The following is a 24,058-nucleotide window of genomic DNA, read 5'->3' as shown; positions in this document are numbered from 1 at the left end:
ATCGTTTTGGGGATGGATTTGGACTGGATGCATTTGTCACATCCTCAGTCGTAACGGGTCCACTTTGATGAGAGCTGTTCATAGGTCAGGCCCCATGGAAAAGTGGATTCGCCAGGGGGAGCCGGGCTCACTGACCGCAAAAGCAAAATCCAGTTTCAATGGACCGAGGGGAGTCACCCACCGTATGCCTGGACCAATCCCGGTTTTCCATTCAACCTCATCTTTTTTATAGGAGTTGGTCGCAGTGCCACTGTCCACAAAGAAGGCAATCCGCCAGTTATTCACAATTTCATAGTCATACTCAATACTGGCAACAGAGATATACTGGCCCCCGATCAACTGGCCGCTGCTGTCTTTTGGCGAAATGCTGTCATAGCTGTAGCCACGAATGGTCTGGTCACCACCGGTAAAGAAGCGGATGGATGGCGGGATATTTTTGATCTCGTCCACCCAGATGGCTCCCTGCTCAACTCTGCTGATGAACCGGTGATGCTTGAAAAAGGTGGTTAGCCATTTGGCCCGGCCCCACACTTTGATAAAGTCAGCATCGGACTGCCAGGCTTTGGCAGATGTTTCGATTTTGATGTTGTAGAGGTGCCCGGAGCGGGGATCCATTGGATTGCCAACGGCTTTTCGGCGGTCAAACGACATGCCGGGAATCAGGAGAAGGTTGCTGCTGTTCTGTAAACCCTGTGTGTAGTCTTCATAGTCAACCCGAATAAAAAAGTCCTGGTCCCAGTTGCCTGGTCGCTTTTTCCATTTATTAATCGAAGCCGAAACCAGTTTACTGTCGGTATCCTGAACCATTGTTCTCTTGTAGCCACTGTCCAGACTGTAGTATTCAAGCAGCGGGTTACCATAAGGGATTTTATAGCGGCCGCTCAGCTCATGAACCTTCTGGGATACTTTTATATCACTGGTGAAGCTGTGGCCTTTTTCGTTCATCCAGGGTTTATCGATGCTCAGGGAAACCCTCGGGCCTTCATCGGTTGAGAAGCCAATACCGGTTTCCAGCTCCCAGGCGGTTTTGGGTATCACACTGGCGAAAATCGGAATCTCGCCATCGACCGCTTTGTCCTTTAAAGGGCGGACTTCAATGGATTTAAAGTATCCGGTTGCTGAAAAGTCCATGTTCAACTGGCTGAGCTTTTCAGAGCGATACTTCTGACCCCGTTCAAAATTGATAATGGGGTTGAGTAGCTCGCGGGTAGCCTCAGTGACGGTATCTTGATAAATCACTGGACCGAACAGATATCGCCGTCCTGACTTCATGGTGAGGATGATGTCGGCTGTGTGTTTGTCCGGGTAGACTTTGATCTGATGTTCAACCAGCTCTGCATCAAAATACCCACGGGTAACGGCTAGGTCGTTGAGACCCGCTTTGAGTGATTCATAGTCACCATCATTCAAGACATCACCGACCCTTAAAGCACTTTTCTTGATCAGTCTTTTGAAGGCTCGGTCTTTGTTGGCGTCTCCTTCCAACTCAACCTGAACGGATCTAATGATAACGGGCTGGCCTGGGTTTATATTGATGGTTAACTGACTGGGTCTTTTTTTACTGCGATGAAACTCGATCGATGGCTGATAATAACCAAGAGCCATTAAGGATTTTTGCAGGGCTTCTCTGATGTCGAGGCGGTGATCTTCAAACTGTCTGGGCTTGATCGCTGGCAGAGAGTCGAGGTACAGCATGGCATTTTGCTGAAGGTCTTTATTTAACCCATTGATTTTATAGGTAAGAGGTTTTACAGCCAGGGCTGCTGAGGAGAAAAACAGGACAATAAGAAGCAGTAGGCCGTTTTGCCATTTTGGAGTATTGGTGATTGAAGCGTTATTGGGGTCGGCCATAATTCAATAATAGTGTTTGCACATTCTCGACAAAAGAAACCGTAAAAGATGAATAGTTACGAGCTTGCATTCATATATCGGCTTTCAGCTCTTAACTCTCATATAAAGCTGGATTCGAAATATTGCCACGAGAATCGCTATCCTTTACATAACTTATTGTTTCGTATGGTCTTTCAAGGTATTTGGGGCATCGTTGGTCAAATGGAATGCGTATGTTATCAGTTTTTACTGATGTGATAGGACTGCGTGTTTATTTCAGAACTCACTCAAATCCCTATCTCTGTGATGGTTTGATTGTATACCTCAAAAGGTAAATCACCACGTTGGTACCGGATATTACCAATAAAGCTGATTCTGTAGCCCCTTGCAACCAGCGTAACAAATCTCTAGAATTCCCGCTCTTTATATGATCCGGTCAATCTGTCCGGCGTATATTTCGCTCTTAATGACGTTTCTTAATTAAGAATGTCTGTTCATTATGAGTGTAGTAATCGGTGAACGCCTGCGTTCACATTCTCCTTGCCTTACTGCCTTATAGAATCTTTCTGATGCATGTCAGAGGTAAAAAATGCAGAAGGCTATTTAACCCGTAAGGAGCAAATAATGCGTCATTACGAAATCGTTTTCCTGGTCCACCCTGACCAGAGCGAACAGGTACCAGCCATGGTTGAGCGCTACACTCGCGCTATCACCGAAAATGGTGGCAAGGTACACCGTCTTGAAGACTGGGGCCGTCGTCAGCTGGCTTACCCAATCAACAAGATCCACAAGGCTCACTACGTTCTGATGAACATTGAGTGCGGTAACGAAACTCTGGATGAGCTGACGGAAAACTTCCGCTACAACGACGCGGTTATCCGTAACATGGTCATTCGTCGTGATGAAGCCATCACTGAAGCTTCTATCATGCTGCAGTCTGAAGAAAAGCGTGATCGTCGTGACGATCGTCGTGAAGACCGCCGTGAAGAACGTGCCTCTGACGAAGCTGAAGAAGCCGTTGAAGACGAAGTAGAAGAGTCTGAAGAGTAAAACCTGATGATCAGTCATTCATGACTGCTCAGGTTAGTTACTTTAACCAGCTCTTTACCATACAAGCATAAATCCAAGGAGGCGTTGCCATGGCACGTTTTTTCCGTCGCAGAAAGTTCTGCCGTTTTACCGCTGAAGGCGTGAAAGAGATCGATTACAAAGATCTGAACACTCTGAAAGCTTATGTTTCTGAAACCGGCAAGATCGTTCCTAGCCGTATCACCGGTACCAAGGCTCGTTACCAGCGTCAGCTGGCAACAGCGATCAAACGCGCTCGTTACGTGGCTCTGCTGCCGTACACCGATCGTCACTGATTAATTCATAGGGTATAGCTGATGCGTGGACTGGCGGAACTGGCAATGCGTGGCCCGAAACAGGCAATGATTCTGGCCACCGTGTTTGCCTGTATTCCCATGCTCTTCTGGGTGAGTGCAGCCATTATTTCACTGGTCGTGCTGCGTCGTGGTACCAGTGAAGGGCTGAAAATACTTGCCTGGGCGGTGCTGCCGAGTATTGCCTGGGCAGCAATGGGACAGTTCTCCACGATCATCGGTTTGATAACTACCGTGGCTTTGGCCCTGGTATTACGCCAAACGGTTTCCTGGCAAAAAACACTACTGGCGCTGCTGCCTGCCGGAGCTTTAATTGCTCTGATACTGGCACAGCTGGCTCCACAGCAAATCTCCCTGATCAGCGACTTGGTCATGACATTTATTCGTGACTACGTTAAGCAGGCAGGGGAGAGTACGGACGACTTAGTAGCAGGCATCAGGCCGTTGGTGGAATACGGGGTTATTGGTGTGGTCACCTGGTTTAACCTGGTGAGTTGCATTCTCGGGTTGGTGCTGGCCAGATCCTGGCAGGCACAGCTTTATAACCCAGGTGGATTTCGTGAAGAGTTTCATCAGATCCGCTTGCCATTAACGGTAGCCATGGGGCTTCTGGCATTCACTCTGGTGGGTGCAACCTTTGTTCCTTTCCTGCTGGTGCTGGTTCCTGCAGCTACGCTGCCGTTGCTGGTGGCCGGGCTTGCCATGATCCATGGGCTGGTTGGAATGAGACAACTTGGAAGCTTCTGGTTGGTAGGGTTTTACATCCTGTTGATTTTTGTCACGCAACTGGCGTACCCGGTCATTGTTTTAACTGCATGTCTGGACAGTCTTTTTGATTTTCGCGCTCGCGCGAATAACCGACTGCATCAGGGATGACAGGTACTAGATAGAGGCTAGCGAAATGGAAGTAATCCTGCTCGAAAAAATTGCCAAGCTTGGTAAGCTGGGCGACAAGGTCACCGTAAAGAACGGTTATGGCCGTAACTTTCTGATTCCTTTTGGTAAGGCTCTGCCTGCTACTGAAGCGAATCTGGCGACTTTCGAAGCTCGTCGTGCTGAGCTTGAGAAGGCGGCTAACGATCAACTCAGCGGCGCTCAGAAGCGTGCTGAAGAAATGGCTGAAATCGAACTGACCCTGATCGCCAAAGCGGGTGACGAAGGCAAGCTGTTCGGTTCTATTGGTCCTCGTGACCTGGCTGAAGCCATCACTTCTGCTGGTGTTGCTGTTGCTAAGAGCGAAATCCGTCTGCCAGAAGGCCCAATTCGTGCTGTTGGTGAGTACGACGTTGGTATCCAGCTGCATTCTGACGTTGCTGCAACTATCAAGGTGTTCATCGAAGCTGAATAATCGGCTCGATTAACGGATAGTGAAAAACCCGGGACTCAATGAGCTCCGGGTTTTTTTATGTACATGGCTGTACTGTATACTGGCAATGCAGGAGCAATTGCCAGTATATGTTAGGGATGTGCAGTTTGCCGAAAACACATGACTACAGGAGATCAAGTAGCCGCAGGAGCAGTTAATAAAGCCAATTGTAGCTGCTGTATTTTTACCTCAGAGCCGCAATCAGGTATTCTGAATCATCATTCAACTAAATTTTCTCAGATCGTCACTATGCTGGATGCAAGTCCTCGTGACCTGGAGCTTCCCATCGATGAAGCTACGGTTGCCATTAAAACACCACCTCACTCTATAGAAGCGGAGCAGTCTGTTCTGGGTGGCCTGATGTTGGATAATCAGGCCTGGGACCGGGTGGTTGATAAGCTGACATCAGAAGATTTCTACAACCCAGGGCACCGACGTATTTATGCTTCAATTAGTGCACTGAGTAATGAGAGCAAGCCTTTTGACCCGCTGACTGTGGCTGAAATTCTGGAAAACCGCGGTGAGCTGGATGACGTAGGTGGATTGGTTTACCTGGCTGAGCTGGCGGGCAGCGTTCCCAGTGTGGCAAATATCCGAGCCTATGCCGAAATCATTTATGAGCGCTCCGTTCTGCGCAAGCTGATCAATACCGGACAGAAGATTGCAGACAGCGCTTATAACCCTGAAGGGAAAGACAGTCAGGCGATTTTGGATGAAGCGGAGCGGCTGGTTTTTAATATTGCTGAAGAACGTCCGAACACCGGTGGCCCGATGGGTGTGCGGGAGATTCTTGAGAACACCGTCAAGAAAATTGATGAGATGTTTAATGCCGGTAATGCCATTACCGGTACCACCACTGGGTTTAAAGACCTGGACGAAATGACCTCCGGTCTCCAGCCCTCCGATATGGTTATCGTCGCTGCCCGCCCTTCCATGGGTAAGACAACGTTTGCCATGAACTTGGTGGAAAATGCTCTGCTGAACAGTGAAAAGGGCGTAATGGTATTCAGCCTTGAGATGCCAAGTGAGCAGCTCATGATGCGTATGCTGTCATCTCTGGGAAGGATCAACCAGTCCAAGGTAAGAAGTGGTCAGCTGGAAGAAGAAGACTGGCCAAAGCTGTTATCGGCGGTTGAGCGGATCAAAGACAAGAAGCTGTTTATTGATGATACGGCGGGTATCAGCCCTTCAGAAATGCGCTCACGGGTTCGCCGGGTAGTCAGGGAGCATGGTGACCTTGGCCTGATCATGATTGATTACCTTCAGCTCATGCAGATTCCTGGTTTTGGAGAGGGGCGAACCAACGAGATCTCGGAAATCTCCCGATCCCTTAAAGCCATTGCCAAGGAATTCAGTGTTCCTGTTATCGCCCTGTCTCAGTTGAACCGATCTCTCGAGCAGCGGCCCAACAAACGCCCGGTAAACTCCGACCTTCGTGAATCCGGAGCCATCGAGCAGGATGCCGACGTTATCATGTTTATCTACCGGGATGAGGTATATAACCCGGATACAGAGTACAAGGGGGTTGCTGAAATCATTATTGGTAAGCAGCGTAATGGCCCCATCGGTACCTGCCGGCTGGCATTTATTGGTCAGTTCACCCGCTTTGAAAACCTTGCTCCAGATGCCTATGGTCGCTTTGATGATGAGTAATTGTTTGTAGAAAAAAGGAATCGACATTACTCATTAGTTATTGAAGTCGTCAGTCACTGCTTGAGGCATTGTTGCAGCAGTTTTAGTTGAACCGGGGAGGGGTGGCCTCCCGCAGTATACGCTCATGACGATACTGCTAGTACTGACCATATTTTTGATATTATGGGGTGATTATATTTTAGTTTTGTAGTACTAGGTGAATCTTCTTCCAGGATCGGTAAATCTGGATATTCCAATTGGGTGCTCTCTCTGAATGATTGAAACAATAGTGCTCTATTTTCACAGCTACTATGGGAACACCACTCATAATAGTTAACTGTCATGCCCGCTTCTGTTATTTCCAGCTCTACCAAAAGCATCGTTTTGCAAATTGAAGTTTCTATAGATTCAGGCAACATGCTGAATCTTGAAGATAGTTTACAGCGTGCACTCAATGAAGCCGGGCAGCTTGGAACAAAAGAGTTATTGGGGCTATTTGAATCACCCAATAAAGAACCTATCGTCGTTAATCAGCAGAAGTGGAACTACAAAGGAAAGGTTCTTAAGCACTATGAAACCTTATACGGTCGTATACCTTTGGAGCGCTCCGTATATCAGGGTGTCAGAGGTGGCAGTACTCTGGCAGCACTTGATCTTCGTGCCGGTATTATTGGTTCAGCTACCCCCAAATTTGCCAAGTCTATCGCCTGGAAATACAGCCAGATGCCAGCGCCTGCGGTAAAAGAAGATTTTGAGACCAACCATCAAAGGACGCTTTCAAATTCTTATATCAAGCATTTATCGGACAGAGTAGGTGCATTAATTGAAGACCAGCAAGACACTCACTACCACCTTCCTCCACTAAAAGAGCCTGTTGAAACAATAGCCATTGGTCTGGATGGAACCTGCATGCTGCTTTGTGAAGAAGGCTGGAGGGAAGCCATGTGTGGGACATTGAGCCTATATTCTGCAGATGGAGACAGGCTCCACACGATATATACAGCCAGTTCGCCAGAGTATGGTAAACAAAGCTTTATGAGCAAGCTCGACGAGGAGATTGCAGATCTAAAACGACTCTACCCAAATGCCACATACATCGGGGTAGCTGACGGGGCTAGAGAAAACTGGAGTTATTTGAAACAACATACCTCTGGGCAGATACTCGATTTTTATCATGCATCTGAATATTTAGCTGGAGCAGCGGAAGCACTGTTTCCAACCAGTAAGGCGAAGCGACACCAGTGGCTTGAAGACAGGCTACATAGTTTGAAAAACAAGCGTGGAGCAGCCAAAAAAATCCTTCAGGAAATTGAATCAGCCGAGCTCCCGAAAAAGACAATCGCACTGACAGAGAAGCGCTACAAAGCTGTGAGCTATTTTACAAACAATCACCAGTTAATGAATTATCATCAGGCGCTTAAACGCCATTGGCCAATAGGTTCAGGAGTTACTGAAGCGGCTTGTAAGACTCTGGTAAAGCAACGATTATGTGGTTCTGGAATGAGGTGGAAAGCAACAGGAGCGGAAGTGCTTTTGACAACAAGAGCACTGATCCAGAGTAAGGGGCGCTGGGAACAACTTTGGTCTGAGTTCATGACTGGAAAGGTTGAAGCTAACCTATGAGTCAGTTATCAAATTGAGAGAGCACCCTTCCAATTCTTAATTTTTTCTTTCTATAAGAAGTCGACTCATTATCTGTTAAAAAACAAGGGTGCAATATTTGATTCATCCAACAAATCAGATATTTGTTAAATTTTGTTGTCTGAATGAATGTTTGGATGATTCCATTGCCCAATACAAATTTGGGTTTCTGAAAAAGAAAAGGTAACTGATTTTCAGTGGGTTTATCTAATGCTTATAAATGAAACAAGGGGGGGCTAGTTAAATACTCTGTATTTCTGAGCTACTCTTTTATTGCTTTCCTAGTTTAGACGCAGTGAATAAGCAAAGTTCATTTGTCAGGTGTTTCCAATGATGTTTCGAAAATTGATGGTTTATATGGCCATAGGGGTGCCGACTGTATTACATGCCACCAAATCAGATGAGATAGTAGTCAGTGCTGAACCACAACATGAGTATAACATTCAAGCCAGTACTTCTAATGGTAGCCAAAAGAAATCATCCTATCAGAAATACCTAATGCTTCGACGATCCTCATCTCTCGTTTCTCTGTTTGATACTTTTGGCCCTGGGGTTGTGCACTATATGTTGCTTGGACGGGCCCAGCTTTTTTTGCTGGGGAAGGTAAATAGATACTTTGGTGCGAAGATTCCAGTTAAAACCCTTAGAAGGATGTCTTTTTTCGGAGTAGATGCATTGACTGGTCCGGTATCCGCCAATTTAGGGCTTTGTGGTCAGTTAACCATAGAGGCGAAGGATGGGTGGCAGATAGATCGGTTTCAGGTGATACAGGGCACTGTTAATAACTCGTTCTTATTCTCCAGCCGGAACAAAGTAAATTACAAGCCCTTATGTGAAGGCTCAAGGCTATTGGAAATCGCTGACTCGACAGGTGGTTTGCCATACTATCGAATGCATTTTGGCTACCCTGTTGACCTTGAATTAGTTGTTAAAAACGTAGTGCTAGGCAAGCAGGCAAGCTTGTCTGTCAAAAAAGGCCTTTGTTCAAAAACAAGCATTGGCCAAGTGGTTGTCAAAAAACTGGACAATACGGCTGTCAATCTTTGTACCCAAAATCCGATTCTATTGAGTAATAATTCAGCTGTTGTCAACTATGCTAAAAAACTAACCACAAGCTTTTATTCGTCAGCCTACCTAACAATTCAGGATGAAGACTGTCCGTTACTGCATTGAGTAGTACCATGTCTGATTACCATTTAATTTGTAAATAAGACTATTGACGTATTTATAGTAAACATAATGAAATTAAAGATTTTTCTTAGAAGCTTTGTATTTATATCATTATTCTTGTGTCATTCATTGAGTGAAGGTGCAAGCAGTCAGGAAAAAGAATCTGAAGGTTTGTTTTTAGGTTTTCAACGTTATATTTTGAATTCGCTGAAAGAGATTTCTGATTTATACCTCTTTCCGAAGGCTTTTCCAATGGGTGCGAGATTTTGGCTTTATTATCCTTTTGCAAATTATTATCCATGTGGTTCGTTAACGATTTACCTTGAAGGTGATTGGTTTATTCATAGTCTGTTTATGAAAAACGGTGTCGTGCTAAATCCAATGGATTTTTCAAGTGAGGATAAGGCTCAATTCACGGCAAGGGATCAGAGCGGGCAGCAAAAGCTTTTGAAAGTTCAACAGGAGACGGGATTCAATCCTCTTACGAATGTTTATGTATATAATCATCCTATTGACCTATATTTAACGGTGATGAAAAAATATACTGGTGAGAGTCAGCAACTGCGCATCACAAAGAATACCTGCAACCCATTCAAAGTAGGCTCAGCAAAAGTACAGCTCTCAGGCTCTCAAAGGGTTCATTATCAACTGGTTCAATCCAGACTGTCAGAGGGTATGTGGACACTCCCTGACTGGTTTTGGTCTCCATTATTTGATCCGGCTTATCTAATTATTCGCGATTGATTCATAACCTTGCTAGTTGGTGGGTATCTAAAGTTTTATGGTTGAATGACAGGCCGGTTTTTAGAGCTGGCCAAAAACCGAAAGTGGTGGCTCGTCCAGGGCTGCCAGTTGCTCCCTTAATTCCAGAATATGCTCCGCCCAGTACCGCTCAGTATTAAACCAGGTAAATGCCATTGGAAAAGCGGGGTCATCCCAGCGTTTTGCCAGCCAGCCGCTGTAATTGATCAGTCGCAAAGTACGGAAATATTCCACCAGATTCAGCTCTGAAGGGCTGAAATCCATGAATTCTGTATAACCTTCCAGGATCTCAGCCATTTGCATTGTCTGTTCCCTCCGGTCTCCAGATAACAGCATCCAGAGATCCTGAATAGCCGGAGCCATACAGGTGTCGTCAAAGTCAACAAATTGAGGGGCATCATTCCGCCAGAGGATATTTCCCCCATGACAGTCACCATGGACACGAATGGATTGCCACGTATGCTGTTGACTCATGCGCTCCAGACGATGGAGCAGATCCCGGGTCAGGGTCTGGTAGGCTTCAAGAAGAGAAGAAGGAATAAAGTTGTTTTCCAGCAGATACTCAACATTATCGATCCCATATCGCTGCAAGTTGATCGCTGGTCGGTGTTGGAAGTCACTGGCTGATCCCAGTTTGTGCATTCGTCCCAGAGTGCGACCAAGTGTTAGAAGGTTGTCGAGATTATCGAGTTCAGGCGCATGACCACCCTGACGCGGAAACAGAGCAAAGTGAAAGCCTTCAAACTCATGCATCGTATTGCCCTCTTCATCAGCAATCGGTGCAACCACCGGTAACTCCATCGCATTGAGATCCAGGGTGAACTGATGCTCCTCCTGAATCTGGTCTTTTGACCAGCGTTCAGGTCGGTAGAATTTTGCAATCAGGGGTTCACTTTCCTCAATGCCGACCTGGTAAACCCGGTTCTCATAGCTGTTCAAGGCCATAATCCGGGCATCACTCAGAAATCCAATGCTTTCAACGGCGTCCAGTACCCGGTCTGGAGTCAGCTGGTCATACGGGTGTTGAGCTGGGATATTCATGCTGACCTCCAAAGGAGTCTGTACTCTGTGGCGAAGATTCTATAACCAATAGTGCAATCTGGCCACTTGCGCTGGATGGAAAGCATGCAGAAAGTGAGACGGAGCCTATAATTTTCGGAGTCTTTCCAGCAATCACCGAGTATGCTTTCCGACTCCTCATTGCTTGCAGCCTGTCAGGAATGTGGCATGGTTTCTCGAGTACCCAATTTACTTGAAGATCAGGTCGCATCCTGCCCGCGCTGTGGTAACTCGCTCGTTACTCGAATCAAAGGCTGCCACAGCAAAGTATTTGCCTATGGCCTGGCAGCATTGATACTGCAGGGAGTCAGCTGTTTCTTTCCCTTTATGGCGATAGATGTTGAGGGAATATCACAGCAGGTCGCACTGATTGATGTATTGATCGTATTCTTCTACTTCAATAAGGCTGCATTGGCCTCTTTGTTGCTGCTGACTATCATTTTTCTGCCTGCATTCTACTTGATGGGGTTGATGATTCTGTTTGCCATGGCCTGGTACTCAGCAACATCGCAACAGTACCTTGGCGATTCCACGTGGGTTAAACGGCTTTTTCGTTTTGTGTTTTGTGTGGAACCCTGGTTGCTGGTGGATATTTTCTTTATAGGCGCTCTGGTCAGCATTATTAAAATGGCGTCCCTGTCCGATATCAGCATTGGTATTGCCTTCTGGACTTACTTTGTTTTTGCCCTGCTGGTGGTTAAATGCTCCCGCATGGCAGACAGGCACTGGCTTTGCACTTATCTTTTTTCACCGGTCAGTACGGCAGATGTTCAACCCGGAGACAGTCACCTGACCGGTAATCATCTGGTTTGCAATTTGTGCGGCCAGATTAATCCCGCCACAGATGGCAACGTTGATAAAGTGACGCACTGTCAGCGCTGCCATTTTCGACTGTACCCATACAACCCCGGTCAAAGTATCAGATTGACCACAGCGGTGCTGATGACGTCATTGATCTTTTACTTTCCGGCAAATCTGTACCCTATGATGTACACCACCAGTTTTGGTGACTCGGACGGCTCCACCATCATGGATGGCGTGATATTACTCTGGAAGCTGGGTTCTTATCCGGTTGCGCTGGTGATTCTGACCGCCAGTATTATTCTGCCACTGACCAAGATGCTGATTCTGATCCACCTGCTCTGGTCTCAGCGCAGGCGGGAAGAAGAGGCCTCACAGGTAGTTCTTGAGAGACTAAAACTCTATCGGTTTATTGAGGTTATTGGGCGCTGGTCGATGATTGATGTCTTCGTTGTCGCGATCCTTACAGCGCTGGTTCAATTTGGTGAGCTTATGCGTGTTACGCCTGGCAGAGCGGTCTTTTATTTTGCCCTGGTGGTGATCTTTACTCTACTCTCCACACGATTTTTCGATCCACGAATTCTCTGGAAAAACATTCCCTGTACTAACGACGATGGACATATGACCTCCAAGGGCTGCCTGAGGTTTGACCAAAAGGCAGCGCTTTGATGGACGAACAAAAACCAACAGCAACGGTATCTCCGGACCGGCATTTTTCTCCGGTCTGGATCATCCCGATTGTGTCGTTGATTGTGGCCGGCTGGATGGTCTATCAGTACATGAGTCAGCAGGGACCTGAGATCCATTTAACCGTACAAACTGCCGAGGGTGTGGTGCCAGACAAAACACTGGTTAAGGTGCGCAGTGTCAAAGTGGGTATGGTGACTGCCGTCAAATTAAGTAAAGACTACAGTCAGATTGATCTGACGGTTCGAATGGACAGTGGTACCGATCGCATGCTGCGTAAAGACAGCGAGTTCTGGCTGGTGAAGCCACGCATTGGCACTGAAGGTGTGACCGGTTTGGAAACCCTGCTTTCAGGTCCTTATATAGAGCTGGAACCCGGTGATTCAAAAGAGAAACGATCTGATTTTGTCATGCTCAGTGCCCCTCCCATTGCGGGGCCTGATATTAAGGGAACCCGGGTGATACTGGTTGCCAGTGAGGCGGGAAAACTGGCCATCGGTGATCCGGTCATGTTTGAAGGCTATGTGGTGGGGCGGGTTGAGAAAACCGGGTTTGATGTGGATAAACACCGGGCTACCTATCAGCTGTTTATTTTCCAGCCTTATAGTGGTCTGCTTCGTACCCGCAGTCGATTCTGGCTCAACTCGGGTATGGACATTAATCTGAACGCCCAGGGATTCAGTATCGACTTTGCTTCGCTGGAAACGTTGATTTCCGGTGGGGTCACTTTTGCGGTACCTGAGGGCTCCCCGGAAGGGGAGCGGTTAAATGGAGAAATGCCTGAGTTTGAACTCTATGACAATCTCCAGGATGTTCGGGCGAATATGTATGAGAAGCTGATCCCCTATGCCATGTTGTTTGCTGATTCTGTGCGTGGCCTCTCAACGGGAGCCCCGGTTGAGTACCGTGGTATTCGTATCGGCACGGTAAAGCAGGTTCCTTTTGTGCTGAGCGGAAAGGCCTCAGTGGCTACCATGAAAATTCCTGTTCTGGTCAATATCGAGCTGGAACGTATTGACCACCTGGCATCTTCCCGGGAAACCATTGATCAGCTGGAACAGAGCTTTGCTGATGCCTTCAAAAATGGCCTTCGTGCATCCCTCAAAACAGCAAACTTTCTCTCAGGCTCTTTGTATATTGATATCGACTTTTATCCCGATGAAGTACACACCTCCAAACCCGATGCTGTCAGAACGTATTATGGTTACAACGTATTCCCGACCATAGAGGGTGAGTTTGTACTGCTGCAGCATCAAATTGAACATATTCTTACCAAGCTGGAAAAACTGCCCGTTGATAAGACGGTTGATTATTTGAACCAGAGTCTTGTGCGTCTTGATGGGGCGGGTCAACAGCTTCAGAAAACACTGAAGGACGTCGACAGCCTGCTGGCGCAGAAAGAGACGCAGCAACTTCCACAGACTGCCCATGGAACCCTGGCTGATCTGAGGTCTATTTTGAAAGGGTTTAGTCCCGACTCGACTAACTACGCAGAAATTGCCCAAGTACTGTTGCGCATCAATCAGGCGTTGGGGCAGCTGGATCCCTTACTGAAAACCTTAAATGAACAGCCAGACGCCCTTATTTTTGGCACAAAAGGAGTGGCTGACCCTATCCCTGTCAAAGGAAGCAACCCATGAAAGTATTGCTCGCTGTTACGGTTATCCTATCCTTGCTGGCAGGGTGCGGTGCGAAAGCACCTCAGACAAAAAGCTATCTTCTTGAACCTGTACCCATCAAAGCGAATGCTGATTATAAGGCGTCGAAACCCATCATTGTTCTTGCACCGGTTGGCATGGATAACCTTCTCGGCAGTAAAGGTATTGTCTACCAAACGTCACCGACTGAGGCGGTGGTTGCTCAACAACATCTTTGGGCAGAGAATATTTCGACGCAGTTATCAAACCGCCTTCTGGTTGGGCTCCGGCAGGGTCAAAATCGCTACTGGTTAGTACAAAGCACGCCTCAGATGAATACGCCTGAAGTGGCAACCTTGCTGGTTAACGTTCAAAAATTTAATGGCAGCTACCAGGGCTATGCCGAGGTAGCCGGGGAGTGGTCTTTGCTGGATGGTCAGGGAGAGCTGTTGAAATCTCAGCCGTTCAGCTTCAAGGAACCCCTGAACTCTGACGGTTACACGGCACTGGTGAATGCGCTGTCAAAAGCAACTGACCGGTTGATTGCAGGTCTTAGCCACGAGCTGTCAGGATTGGCCATCATGAATAACGGTCAGTGATGATCAGGCTTCTGGTGTCCGGGCAATACTCCAGATATCCACGCGTTCGACACCGCTTTTTTTCAACAGTCTGGTTATCTCACTGACAGTGGCACCTGTGGTTACCACATCGTCGACTAAGGCAACGTGTTTCCAGTCTGGTTTACGGTTCAAAATAAAGGCATTGCGAATATTTTTCTGCCGGGCGGTAGCGTCCAGGCTTTGCTGAGGCGCTGAGTGAATGATTCTTTTGATTAGCTTCTGGTCAATATTCAGGTCTTGGGTGTTGAGCTGTTTTTTCAGTGCTTTGGTCAGTAGTAACGTCTGGTCATAGCCTCTTTCCCGCAACCTTTTGCGGTGCAGTGGTACCGGCAGCACCATTTCTGGCCACTGATCATCGAGGTAATAGTCCATCAACAATTCAGCAAGTGATGAAGCCATTGGTTTTACCAGTTCCAGTCTGGACTGGTATTTCACCATGTGTAATATCCGGTTGACAGGAAACTGGTATAGAAATGGTGAAAGACAGTGGTCAAATAATGGCGGTTGCTTCAGGCACTGGCCACAAATGCCCGTTTCACTGTCTTGAATGGGCAAGCCACAGCACGAACAGAAGCACTGCGGGGCAGGGCATGTTGCCAGGCATAAATGGCAGAGCGGTTGGGCAAGCGTTGTAAAGCCCCGGCAAAGAATGCATTTGACCTGTATTTTTTGTTTAAAATTAGACCAGTTGTAAACCTTTAAGAATTTCATAGATTGACGGTGACTGTAATTCCGTTATCATCTTTCGCATCTTTATTATGAAAATGTCGTTGTACTTATTGGTAATGTCATTTTCATGGTTGTTAACTCAAAGAATTAATAAAACTCAGGTCTCCGTTAACAAGGGTTTTGCTCCCAGTGACCGGTGTTTCAGTGAAGTGCTCCCCCAGAGGATGTCATGACCAGTACCAGCCCAGCTTTCGTAGAAAATTTCTCCAGCCCACTTCGCCATGACTGGACTCTGTCAGAAGTAGAAGTGCTTTTCCAAAAGCCGTTCAATGATCTTATCTTTCAGGCCCAACTGGCTCACAGAGAACATTTTGATCCAAACCAGGTGCAAGTTAGCACATTGCTGTCGATCAAGACGGGCGCCTGTCCAGAGGACTGTAAATATTGCCCCCAGAGTGGCCACTACAATACCGGTCTGGAAAAAGAGAAATTGATGGAAGTAAAAAAGGTGCTTGAGGAAGCTCAAAGGGCCAAGGCATCCGGAGCTACGCGTTTCTGTATGGGGGCCGCCTGGAAAAATCCTCCCGCCAAAGACATGCCCTACATCCTTGAGATGATCAAAGGTGTAAAAGAACTGGGTCTTGAGTCCTGTATGACTTTGGGCATGCTGAGCGAGGATCAGGCATCGGAGCTGGCCCAGGCAGGACTGGATTACTACAACCACAACCTTGATACCTCGCCAGAGTTCTATGGCAACATCATTACCACCCGTACTTATTCTGACCGTTTGAACACCCTGTCTTTTGTCCGGGAAGCGGGTATGAATGTCTGCAGTGGTGGTATTGTGGGTCTGGGTGAAACCGAGCGCGATCGTGCCGGGATGCTGGTTCAGCTGGCCAACATGCCCAAGCATCCGGAGAGTGTACCCATCAATATGCTGGTGAAAGTCGCCGGTACGCCATTGGAAGACGTTGATGCGGTGGAAGGTATTGATTTTGTCCGCACCATTGCAGTGGCCAAAATTATGATGCCGGCTTCCAATGTTCGCTTGTCTGCCGGACGGGAGCAGATGAGTGATGAGCTTCAGGCGCTGGCATTTCTTGCGGGTGCCAACTCAATCTTCCTTGGGGACAAGCTGCTGACAACCGCCAACCCTGAAGCGAATAAGGATCGACAGCTGTTTGAAAAGCTTGGCATCAATGAAGGACATGACTGGGGTGAGCTATTGGCGCCACAAACATGCCCGATCAAAGCGATGTACGATGCTGAAAAAAGTAATGATCATTATTACGATGCGATGGCCGAAGCGAGCCAGTCTGATCGAAATATGGCTGGTCATGGCTGATGAGCTTCAATCTGGAACAGGATCTTGAGGCTCGTTATGCTGCAGGCCTCTATCGCCGTCGTAAAACGCTGGACTCTCCCCAGGGGCCTGAGGTCATTATCAATGGCCAGCACTATCTAGCGTTCTGCAGCAATGACTACCTTGGACTGGCAAACCATCCGGATGTCATAGCGAGCTTTCGACAGGCAACGGATAACTACGGATTGGGTGGTGGAGCCTCACATCTGGTGGTGGGGCACAGCAGAGCACATCACCAGCTGGAAGAAGAACTCGCTGAATTTACCGGCAGAGAGCGTGCCCTGCTCTTTTCCAACGGCTATATGGCCAATCTGGGTGTTATCAGTGCTTTGCTGGGTAAGCAGGATGCGGTATTTCAGGATCGCCTGAATCACGCCTCACTGCTGGATGCCGGGCAGCTATCTGGTGCACGTTTTCAGCGTTATCTGCATAATGATGTCGATAACCTCAACAACCGACTGCAGAAAACCAGTGCCCGACGCAAGCTGATCGTCACCGATGGTGTGTTCAGCATGGATGGCGATGTGGCGCCGGTAAAGGCACTGTCGGATCTTGCTGAGCAGTATCAGGCCTGGCTGATGGTGGATGATGCCCATGGCTTTGGTTTCCTGGGAGAAACCGGCGGTGGAGTTGCTGAAGCTTACGGGTTAAGCCAGAAAGAGCTGCCCGTGCTGGTGGGCACATTGGGTAAAGCGTTTGGAACTTCCGGTGCGTTTGTTGCTGGGAGTGACGCGCTGATCGAGACACTGATTCAGTTTGCCCGGACTTATATCTATACCACGTCCATGCCTCCGGCGGTGGCTTCGGCGACCCGAACCAGCCTGCTGCTTTTACAGGAACAACACTGGCGCAGGGAACATTTGCAGTCACTGATTCAGTATTTCAGGTCTGGCTGTGAGCAGCAGGGTTTGCCCCTGATGCCGTCACAAACACCGATACAGCCGTTACTGATTGGCTGTGAAAGGCGGGCGATGGAAATGAGCCAGAAGTTGTCTGAGCAGGGAATCCTGGTCACGGCTATCCGCCCCCCGACGGTACCGAAAGGATCTTCCCGACTACGCATTACCTTCAGCGCATCACATGAGTTGCATCATATCGACCGACTTCTGGATGCCCTTAAAATGGCTGCACAGTCGGTAGGTGCTGCAGATTTTTCTGATGAACCTGCCGTGTTGACCGATTCTTTGCCGATGACAGGAGTGTTGTCCTGATGAGCCAGTACCCGATTGTTTTAATCAGTGGATGGGCGATGCCAGCCGGTGCGATGGAGTCACTGGCCGAAGCTCTGGATGCCGACCATCGAAGGGTTTCCATTGTGGAGTTGCCTGGATTGGTTCGTGAGTCGGAAGCCTGTAAAACAAGCCATGACTGGAACTCATTGCTGGCTTATCTGGATCACCAGTTGTTTGAAAAGCGAGCGGTACTGGTGGGGTGGTCGCTTGGCGGTATGCTGGCATCACTGTATGCCAGCCGGTATCCAAATAATGTGGCAGCTGTCGTTAACCTGGGGGCTAATGCCTGTTTTGTGCAGAATGACGACTGGAAACAGGCAATGGATCCGGTGCTGTTTACCAGCTTTTATCAAGGAATGTCCCAGTCCCGTGAAAAGACACTGCAGCAGTTTGTTCTGCTCTGCAGTGCTGGCAGCCCAAGACGAAAAGCGCTGTCAAAAGTTCTGCAGTCATTAATGGCTGATGCTGACCTTGATCATCAGGCTGAAGACAGCACTCTGTTGAGTCTTCTGGAAATATTGGGAAAGAGTGACATTCGTTCAGTATTTGGTGATATTCGCTGCCCGGTGACACATCTGTTTGGTAAAGAGGATGCTCTTGTCCCTGCGGGGGCAGCTAACGCCATAGAACAAAATTTTCCGAAGCATCGAGTGCAGGTTCTGGATGGCGGGCATTGTTTCTTTATGGATGATCCTGAGCCTGTTGTCAGTGAGGTACGGAGACTCTCCAGTGGGACAGGGAGTGTCACAACATGAACTCGATCCGTATCCATAATGAGATTGCAGAGGTTACCGAAGACCTTCAACCCGTCTCTTCTTTCAGAGACCTTTCCAAAGGCCAGGTAAACACTCGCGTAAAGCAGCGCATTGCTGAAAATTTCGGCCGTGCTGCGGACAGTTATGATCAGGCGGCCATATTGCAAAAGCGTGTTGCTGCCCGGACGATGCTGGGATTACCGGCACAACTTAGATCAAAACACCTTAACTCAAAAGGTTTGCAGCCTTCCCAATGCATTCTTGATCTGGGTACCGGAACCGGCTTGCACTCACTGACGTTGGCGGGACGATATGACGATGCCGTGGTTGTCGGTATGGATCTGGCCATGGGGATGCTTCAATTTGCCCGGGAAAATACCAGTCACCCCCGTGTTCGCTGGTGTTCTGGTGACATTGAGTCTATCCCATTTCAGTCCAATGCAGTTGACCTAATTTATTCCAGTCTGGCTATTCAATGGTGCAGCTTTGAGAAAGTGCTTTGCGAGGTCAGCAGAGTGCTTAAGCCTGGTGGGACTTTTGTATTTTCTACCCTGGCTGAAGGCAGTCTGAAAGAACTGGATAAAGCATGGTCCCTGGCAGGAGAAAAAGATCGGGTTAACCGCTTTGACTCTTTTGAAGTTCAGAAACGGTGTTTGAATGGCAGTGATCTGGTTAGACAGGCTTTCTCTCTGAAGACTGAAACACTCTTCTATCCAGACGTGATCACGATGCTACGCAGTTTGAAATCTCTGGGGGTCAACACCGTATTAGCGGATAAAGGTGGACTGTTGACTCGACGGAAGCTTGAAGTATTGAAGCAGGCTTATGAACAAGTGCGGGAGCCGGAAGGGTTGCCTTTGACCTATCAGGTAATCTACGGCGTTTTGCAGAAACCACATTGAGAGCAGTAGTTAATGGGGAAAACTTATTTTGTCACCGGCACAGATACCGATGCCGGGAAAACGGTCGTTACCTGCGGGCTGCTTGAGGCGGCTCGATTAAAAGGGTTAACGACTCTGGCCTCAAAGCCGGTTTCTGCGGGATGTCAACAAACGGAAAGCGGCTTGAGAAATGAAGATGCCTTGGCATTGATGGAGGCCATGACGCTTTCTCTACCTTACGAACAGGTAAACCCTCTGGCTCTGGAGCCTCCTATTGCACCTCACATTGCTGCAGAGGAAGCCGGTGTTCGTATGACACTGGATCGACTGGTGGGTTACTGTCGCGGTGCCCTGATGCGTAAAAATGATTTGGCTCTTATCGAAGGTGCTGGTGGCTGGCGGGTACCCCTGAACTCACGGGAGATGCTCACCGGGCTGGCAAAAGAGCTGAATACCCCTGCCATTCTGGTGGTTGGCATGAAGCTGGGCTGTATCAGCCATGCGTTGCTGACCGTTGAAGCCATTCTTCGCGATGGTGTTAGGTTGGCAGGCTGGGTAGCGAATCAGATGGATCCCGATATGAGTCGTTATGATGAAAACTTTGCTACTCTGAAAAACATGATTCCAGCGCCATGTCTTGGAGTGGTGCCATTTCTTTCAGATACCAGTTCCGGCCGAGTTGCAGAGTATCTGGATATTTCTCCACTGGTTTGACTGAACAGCCGGTAGAATAACCTGTCTTAAGAAGAGGATGGCGACAGGCTTTCCTCTGTCTTGTTGCTGTCTATCCCCCTCCGACAAAGACTTCCACTATCCCTTCAGCCAATAATTTTCATAGCGTTTACAAACTACAATCGTTGCTCTTCTTATGGGCCCACATCATTAACCGGTTGATTTAATAACCTTTCCGCTCGTCTATCAAATATTCACCTGCAATAACTTTTGCCGACATGTATTGACATTAATCCTGTCTAAACGTAAGTTTCAAACAACTGTTTGAACTAGTGCTATACTTATCTACATCCATAAGTAAAAGAATATCGAGGATGCGTCATGCCAGAATATAAAGCCCCCCTGCGAGATATCCGGTTCGTCCGTAATGAAGTTCTGGGCTATGAAGAACATTACGCGAACCTCCCTGAAGGCCAGGATGCCACACCGGATATGGTGGACGCGATTCTGGAGGAAGGCGCCAAATTCTGTGAGCAGGTACTCTCACCGCTGAACCGTGTTGGTGATGAGGAAGGTTGTACCTGGACAGAAGAAGGCGTTAAAACCCCAACCGGATTTAAGGAAGCCTATCAGCAGTTTGTCGAAGGCGGCTGGCCTTCACTGGCCAGTGATGCTGAACATGGTGGTCAGGGACTCCCTGCTTCGCTGGGTCTGGTTCTCAGTGAAATGATGGGGGAATCCAACTGGTCCTGGGGGATGTATCCCGGGCTGAGCCATGGTGCAATGAATACCCTGGAAGCTCATGGTACAGATGAGCAGAAAGAAACGTACCTTACCCGTCTGATTTCCGGTGAGTGGACTGGTACGATGTGCCTGACCGAATCTCACTGCGGTACTGATCTGGGTATGCTGAAAACCAAGGCGGTACCACAGGAAGACGGCACTTATCGTATTACTGGCACCAAAATCTTTATCTCTGCCGGGGAGCACGATATGGCGGAGAATATTGTTCATATCGTTCTTGCCCGCCTGCCGGATGCTCCTGAAGGTACCAAAGGTATCTCCCTGTTTATTGTTCCCCGTCATCGCCCGGATGCTCTGGGGGAAAGTAACGGTGTCAGCTGTGGTTCCATCGAGCACAAGATGGGGATTCATGGGAACGCCACCTGTGTGATGAACTTTGACGATGCAACCGGTTATTTGATTGGTGAGCCAAATAAAGGTTTGAACTGCATGTTCACCTTTATGAACTCTGCGCGTCTGGGCACAGGTATTCAGGGGCTCGCTCATGCAGAAGTGGCTTATCAAGGCGCTGTCCGATATGCCCGTGACCGACTGCAGATGCGCTCTCTCTCTGGTCCTAAGAACCCTGATGGTCCTGCCGACCCGATCATTGTTCACCCGGATGTTCGACGCATGCTGTTGACCATTAAGGCGCTGACTGAAGGTAACCGTGCGCTGGTTTACTACACGGCACAAATTGCGGACTTAATGAACAGCCCTGATGAAGACGTCCGGAAACAAGCGGATCTGGAACTGAGTTTCCTGACCCCTATTGTTAAGGCGTTCATGACTGAGACAGGTTTTGAAGCAGCTAACCATGGTCTGCAATGCTACGGTGGCCACGGCTTTATCAGTGAGTGGGGTATGGAGCAGAATGTTCGTGACTGCCGTATCTCCATGCTTTATGAGGGAACAACAGGTATTCAGGCTCTGGACCTGTTGGGTCGTAAAGTCCTGATGACTCAGGGCGCCACCATGAAGCCTTTCACCAAGGTAGTTCATAAGTTCTGTCAGGCTCAGGCGGACAATGAAGGTCTTCAGGAGTTTATTAAGCCGTTGACTGCCTTGAATAAGGAATGGGGTGATCTGACCATGCAGATCGGCATGAAGGCCATGCAGAACAAGGAAGAAGTTGGAGCTGCTTCGGTTGATTACCTGATGTACTCCGGCTATGCCTGTCTTGCTTATTTCTGGGCCCGAATGGCACTGACTGCAAAAGAAGCTCTGGCCAATGGTACCACTGAAGAAGGGTTCTATAAGGCTAAGATCCAGACTGCGCAGTTCTACTTCCAACGCCTGCTGCCAAGGGCTCAGATGCACAAAGCCTGCATCGAGTCGGGTGCTGACAACCTGCTGGCCATGAAAGAAGAAGATTTTGGCGACGTTTAATTAGCTTGTCTGGCAGACTGAAAGCTAATTTTTAGGCTACCTGTTGGTAGCCTTTTTTATTGGTGAGTTATTAATTTATGCTCCATCTTGTCAGTCTCAGTCCAACAGGATCTGGGGAAGGCTTACTGCATTTCATCAAGAATCATAAAACTGAGGAAGATCGTAGGTAACGCAATAATCATGATAACGGGAAGTGCTGGATTAAATAGCATGAGGGTACCTGCCACTAACCAGATAGCTCTGACCCAGCTGCGCTTTACACGCTCTTTTCTTGATAAGGTTCTGGCATGGGATCTGACCAGCAAACCTGTCAGCTGATTAATCAGGGTTGAAAAAAAAATCTGCAGAATTGCTGTTAACAGTGCAAGAAGATATCGCATAAACCGCCTGACTATCTGGTCAATAATATCGGAACAGCAGGACAGCTTATCTTCCGGAGTATAGCAATTGAATCAACACTATTTGACCTGGTTAATGATCAAATAAAGGCATTAAATTTACGTTAGCTTACTTCATCGGCAATTGGCACTTATTTATGATGATGGTTGCGGGGAAAACGTATTTTTCTCTATTTTCACTCTTTTGGTGCATTTTAATACATTTAATAGATGCATGAGCAGCTTTGCCAGATATAAAAATATGGTCTATAAAAATGGGTTTGTTTTCTTAAGACCTTGGAGCTGAATTCAGCAAATAACGCTGTGTTGATGTCGCATCATTATGAAGAAGAATACCCAAACTACAAAAAACCTGTTGATTCTTCTTACCCTCTTTTTTTTGCTATCAAGGTCCATAGAGCCTGTTTTTTCTGATGATTTTAAAAGGAAACCAAACCAGTTGGCTTTATTGCCTGCTATGGACTACCAAATGCCAGCCCTTAAGGATGACGTATTGAATCATTATCAGCCCCAGAATGAGCTTGCTGGATACCCTCAATCCTTTGAACAGCATGATCCATTGCCATCTGATAACTGGCGCTGGTCTTTGAAGGATAAAGACAAAGATTGGGATATCACTCTGTTTGATAAGTATCCGGAAGAGAATCAGGCCAAACTTTGGTATCAAACAAAAGTGACGTTTGGATTGGCGCTGGGTGTTCTGGGGGTGATTGCTCTATTACCAGAGAGTGTTTCCAAATGGGATAAGTCAGAAATCAGACCCATCAAAAAGTGGTGGAACAATGTAAAGTCAGGGCCTGTCTGGGACACCGATGAGTGGTACATCAATTATATCGGGCACCCTTATTTTGGTGGTGTGTACTATGTAATGGCTCGTTCATCAGGGTATAACCAGTGGAACTCGTTTGTTTATTCTTTCTTGATGTCCACTTTTCTGTATGAATATGGCATTGAGGCGATGTGTGAGCCGCCCTCCATTCAAGACATTATTATCACTCCTATTGGAGGCTGGCTCTATGGCGAATGGGCTTATCAGAAAAAACTGAAAATTCTGGACAATGACAGTGAAGTGATGGGATCTAAGGCGCTGGGTTCTACCGCTCTGTTTCTGCTCGACCCGGTTGGAAAAATCAGTCAATGGATTGGTGGTGATAGTGATGAGGGAGCCATACAGAATTTGTCGATTCGCTTAAGTGTTATGCCTCCGGCTTCCAGCTTTTCATCCTACCGGAAAAAGTCACTCGACCTTGATGACCGCTACTTTGGCGTTGAAGTTTTCTTTAATTTCTAAATACGACAATTAAAGGGTGCTCTCTCTGAATGATTGAA

22 protein-coding genes are annotated in these 24,058 nt (G+C 47.7%); 18 read left to right on the top strand and 4 right to left on the bottom strand.

Annotated elements, in window-relative coordinates:
- Positions 1–78: 78 nt before the first annotated feature.
- Positions 79–1,851: an autotransporter assembly complex protein TamA gene (locus ACOCLE_RS18140; protein ID WP_419533648.1), complete on the bottom strand. Its 1,773-nt coding sequence runs from the start codon at positions 1,849–1,851 to the stop codon at positions 79–81.
- Positions 1,852–2,454: 603 nt separating this feature from the next.
- Here ACOCLE_RS18140 and rpsF point away from each other — a divergent pair.
- The 8 genes from rpsF (at position 2,455) to ACOCLE_RS18100 (ending at position 9,765) form a co-directional block, all read left to right on the top strand.
- Positions 2,455–2,880, top strand: a complete 426-nt coding sequence (gene rpsF, locus ACOCLE_RS18135; protein WP_419533647.1) for a 30S ribosomal protein S6 — start codon at positions 2,455–2,457, stop codon at positions 2,878–2,880.
- A gap of 89 nt (positions 2,881–2,969) precedes the next feature.
- Complete coding sequence (gene rpsR, locus ACOCLE_RS18130) at positions 2,970–3,194, top strand: 30S ribosomal protein S18 (RefSeq protein ID WP_020584246.1); 225 nt, start codon at positions 2,970–2,972, stop codon at positions 3,192–3,194.
- A gap of 21 nt (positions 3,195–3,215) precedes the next feature.
- Positions 3,216–4,088: a hypothetical protein gene (locus tag ACOCLE_RS18125; protein ID WP_419533646.1), complete on the top strand. Its 873-nt coding sequence runs from the start codon at positions 3,216–3,218 to the stop codon at positions 4,086–4,088.
- A gap of 25 nt (positions 4,089–4,113) precedes the next feature.
- Positions 4,114–4,560 carry a 50S ribosomal protein L9 gene (gene rplI, locus ACOCLE_RS18120; RefSeq protein WP_066017519.1) on the top strand — a complete coding sequence of 149 codons (447 nt, stop codon included), beginning with the start codon at positions 4,114–4,116 and terminating at the stop codon, positions 4,558–4,560.
- A 267-nt stretch (positions 4,561–4,827) separates the two neighbouring features.
- On the top strand, positions 4,828–6,231 hold the full coding sequence (gene dnaB / locus ACOCLE_RS18115; protein WP_419533645.1) for a replicative DNA helicase: 1,404 nt from the start codon (positions 4,828–4,830) through the stop codon (positions 6,229–6,231).
- A gap of 321 nt (positions 6,232–6,552) precedes the next feature.
- Positions 6,553–7,833 carry an ISKra4 family transposase gene (locus tag ACOCLE_RS18110; RefSeq protein ID WP_419532972.1) on the top strand — a complete coding sequence of 427 codons (1,281 nt, stop codon included), beginning with the start codon at positions 6,553–6,555 and terminating at the stop codon, positions 7,831–7,833.
- Positions 7,834–8,181: 348 nt separating this feature from the next.
- Positions 8,182–9,024, top strand: coding sequence for a hypothetical protein (locus tag ACOCLE_RS18105; RefSeq protein ID WP_419533644.1), 843 nt, complete (start codon positions 8,182–8,184; stop codon positions 9,022–9,024).
- A 66-nt stretch (positions 9,025–9,090) separates the two neighbouring features.
- Positions 9,091–9,765, top strand: coding sequence for a hypothetical protein (locus ACOCLE_RS18100; RefSeq protein WP_419533643.1), 675 nt, complete (start codon positions 9,091–9,093; stop codon positions 9,763–9,765).
- 60 nt (positions 9,766–9,825) lie between these two features.
- On the opposite strand, the gene ACOCLE_RS18095 is transcribed toward ACOCLE_RS18100, so the two are convergent.
- Entirely contained in the window at positions 9,826–10,824 is a 999-nt protein-coding gene (locus tag ACOCLE_RS18095) for a serine/threonine protein kinase (protein WP_419533642.1), read from the bottom strand.
- Between the two features lie 141 nt (positions 10,825–10,965).
- Here ACOCLE_RS18095 and ACOCLE_RS18090 point away from each other — a divergent pair, with 141 nt between their 5' ends.
- From ACOCLE_RS18090 to ACOCLE_RS18080, 3 genes are read left to right on the top strand one after another with little or no spacing between them, the layout of a single operon-like run.
- Positions 10,966–12,312, top strand: a complete 1,347-nt coding sequence (locus tag ACOCLE_RS18090; protein WP_419533641.1) for a PqiA/YebS family transporter subunit — start codon at positions 10,966–10,968, stop codon at positions 12,310–12,312.
- On the top strand, positions 12,312–13,970 hold the full coding sequence (pqiB, locus tag ACOCLE_RS18085; protein ID WP_419533640.1) for an intermembrane transport protein PqiB: 1,659 nt from the start codon (positions 12,312–12,314) through the stop codon (positions 13,968–13,970). The genes ACOCLE_RS18090 and pqiB overlap by 1 nt, the downstream gene beginning before the upstream one ends.
- Complete coding sequence (locus tag ACOCLE_RS18080) at positions 13,967–14,566, top strand: PqiC family protein (RefSeq protein WP_419533639.1); 600 nt, start codon at positions 13,967–13,969, stop codon at positions 14,564–14,566. Before pqiB ends, ACOCLE_RS18080 begins: the two co-directional genes overlap by 4 nt.
- A gap of 3 nt (positions 14,567–14,569) precedes the next feature.
- Here ACOCLE_RS18080 and ACOCLE_RS18075 read toward each other — a convergent pair whose 3' ends face one another.
- Complete coding sequence (locus tag ACOCLE_RS18075; protein WP_419533638.1) at positions 14,570–15,025, bottom strand: ComF family protein; 456 nt, start codon at positions 15,023–15,025, stop codon at positions 14,570–14,572.
- A 460-nt stretch (positions 15,026–15,485) separates the two neighbouring features.
- On the opposite strand from ACOCLE_RS18075, the gene bioB reads away from it, so the two are divergent.
- From bioB to ACOCLE_RS18045, 6 genes are all read left to right on the top strand, one after another.
- Positions 15,486–16,601, top strand: coding sequence for a biotin synthase BioB (gene bioB, locus ACOCLE_RS18070; protein ID WP_419533637.1), 1,116 nt, complete (start codon positions 15,486–15,488; stop codon positions 16,599–16,601).
- Positions 16,601–17,830 (top strand): 8-amino-7-oxononanoate synthase, encoded by a 1,230-nt coding sequence (gene bioF, locus ACOCLE_RS18065; RefSeq protein ID WP_419533636.1) that lies wholly within the window; start codon positions 16,601–16,603, stop codon positions 17,828–17,830. The genes bioB and bioF overlap by 1 nt, the downstream gene beginning before the upstream one ends.
- Positions 17,830–18,606, top strand: a complete 777-nt coding sequence (locus ACOCLE_RS18060) for an alpha/beta fold hydrolase (RefSeq protein WP_419533635.1) — start codon at positions 17,830–17,832, stop codon at positions 18,604–18,606. Before bioF ends, ACOCLE_RS18060 begins: the two co-directional genes overlap by 1 nt.
- Complete coding sequence (gene bioC / locus ACOCLE_RS18055; RefSeq protein WP_419533634.1) at positions 18,603–19,508, top strand: malonyl-ACP O-methyltransferase BioC; 906 nt, start codon at positions 18,603–18,605, stop codon at positions 19,506–19,508. Before ACOCLE_RS18060 ends, bioC begins: the two co-directional genes overlap by 4 nt.
- Positions 19,509–19,520: 12 nt before the next feature.
- On the top strand, positions 19,521–20,201 hold the full coding sequence (bioD, locus tag ACOCLE_RS18050) for a dethiobiotin synthase (RefSeq protein ID WP_419533633.1): 681 nt from the start codon (positions 19,521–19,523) through the stop codon (positions 20,199–20,201).
- Between the two features lie 339 nt (positions 20,202–20,540).
- Positions 20,541–22,331: an acyl-CoA dehydrogenase C-terminal domain-containing protein gene (locus tag ACOCLE_RS18045; protein WP_419533632.1), complete on the top strand. Its 1,791-nt coding sequence runs from the start codon at positions 20,541–20,543 to the stop codon at positions 22,329–22,331.
- A 122-nt stretch (positions 22,332–22,453) separates the two neighbouring features.
- Here ACOCLE_RS18045 and ACOCLE_RS18040 read toward each other — a convergent pair whose 3' ends face one another.
- The gene (locus tag ACOCLE_RS18040; protein ID WP_419533631.1) at positions 22,454–22,711 is read right to left on the bottom strand and encodes a hypothetical protein; all 258 of its coding nucleotides are present in this window, start codon (positions 22,709–22,711) and stop codon (positions 22,454–22,456) included.
- A gap of 340 nt (positions 22,712–23,051) precedes the next feature.
- Between ACOCLE_RS18040 and ACOCLE_RS18035 the strand changes: the two genes are divergently transcribed.
- Positions 23,052–24,020 (top strand): DUF3943 domain-containing protein, encoded by a 969-nt coding sequence (locus tag ACOCLE_RS18035; RefSeq protein WP_419533630.1) that lies wholly within the window; start codon positions 23,052–23,054, stop codon positions 24,018–24,020.
- Positions 24,021–24,058: the final 38 nt, after the last annotated feature.

The sequence above is a fragment of the Endozoicomonas sp. genome (assembly GCF_965196975.1).
GTDB lineage: Bacteria > Pseudomonadota > Gammaproteobacteria > Pseudomonadales > Endozoicomonadaceae > Endozoicomonas.
This window is presented reverse-complemented; position numbering and strand designations above follow the sequence as displayed.

Bases quoted from the DNA above. Each gene is read 5' to 3' on its own strand.
- ACOCLE_RS18140 (WP_419533648.1), bottom strand. From the start codon at position 1,851: ATGGCCGACCCCAATAACGCTTCAATCACCAATACTCCAAAATGGCAA.
- rpsF (WP_419533647.1), top strand. From the start codon at position 2,455: ATGCGTCATTACGAAATCGTTTTCCTGGTCCACCCTGACCAGAGCGAA.
- rpsR (WP_020584246.1), top strand. From the start codon at position 2,970: ATGGCACGTTTTTTCCGTCGCAGAAAGTTCTGCCGTTTTACCGCTGAA.
- ACOCLE_RS18125 (WP_419533646.1), top strand. From the start codon at position 3,216: ATGCGTGGACTGGCGGAACTGGCAATGCGTGGCCCGAAACAGGCAATG.
- rplI (WP_066017519.1), top strand. From the start codon at position 4,114: ATGGAAGTAATCCTGCTCGAAAAAATTGCCAAGCTTGGTAAGCTGGGC.
- dnaB (WP_419533645.1), top strand. From the start codon at position 4,828: ATGCTGGATGCAAGTCCTCGTGACCTGGAGCTTCCCATCGATGAAGCT.
- ACOCLE_RS18110 (WP_419532972.1), top strand. From the start codon at position 6,553: ATGCCCGCTTCTGTTATTTCCAGCTCTACCAAAAGCATCGTTTTGCAA.
- ACOCLE_RS18105 (WP_419533644.1), top strand. From the start codon at position 8,182: ATGATGTTTCGAAAATTGATGGTTTATATGGCCATAGGGGTGCCGACT.
- ACOCLE_RS18100 (WP_419533643.1), top strand. From the start codon at position 9,091: ATGAAATTAAAGATTTTTCTTAGAAGCTTTGTATTTATATCATTATTC.
- ACOCLE_RS18095 (WP_419533642.1), bottom strand. From the start codon at position 10,824: ATGAATATCCCAGCTCAACACCCGTATGACCAGCTGACTCCAGACCGG.
- ACOCLE_RS18090 (WP_419533641.1), top strand. From the start codon at position 10,966: ATGCTTTCCGACTCCTCATTGCTTGCAGCCTGTCAGGAATGTGGCATG.
- pqiB (WP_419533640.1), top strand. From the start codon at position 12,312: ATGGACGAACAAAAACCAACAGCAACGGTATCTCCGGACCGGCATTTT.
- ACOCLE_RS18080 (WP_419533639.1), top strand. From the start codon at position 13,967: ATGAAAGTATTGCTCGCTGTTACGGTTATCCTATCCTTGCTGGCAGGG.
- ACOCLE_RS18075 (WP_419533638.1), bottom strand. From the start codon at position 15,025: ATGGTGAAATACCAGTCCAGACTGGAACTGGTAAAACCAATGGCTTCA.
- bioB (WP_419533637.1), top strand. From the start codon at position 15,486: ATGACCAGTACCAGCCCAGCTTTCGTAGAAAATTTCTCCAGCCCACTT.
- bioF (WP_419533636.1), top strand. From the start codon at position 16,601: ATGAGCTTCAATCTGGAACAGGATCTTGAGGCTCGTTATGCTGCAGGC.
- ACOCLE_RS18060 (WP_419533635.1), top strand. From the start codon at position 17,830: ATGAGCCAGTACCCGATTGTTTTAATCAGTGGATGGGCGATGCCAGCC.
- bioC (WP_419533634.1), top strand. From the start codon at position 18,603: ATGAACTCGATCCGTATCCATAATGAGATTGCAGAGGTTACCGAAGAC.
- bioD (WP_419533633.1), top strand. From the start codon at position 19,521: ATGGGGAAAACTTATTTTGTCACCGGCACAGATACCGATGCCGGGAAA.
- ACOCLE_RS18045 (WP_419533632.1), top strand. From the start codon at position 20,541: ATGCCAGAATATAAAGCCCCCCTGCGAGATATCCGGTTCGTCCGTAAT.
- ACOCLE_RS18040 (WP_419533631.1), bottom strand. From the start codon at position 22,711: ATGCGATATCTTCTTGCACTGTTAACAGCAATTCTGCAGATTTTTTTT.
- ACOCLE_RS18035 (WP_419533630.1), top strand. From the start codon at position 23,052: ATGAAGAAGAATACCCAAACTACAAAAAACCTGTTGATTCTTCTTACC.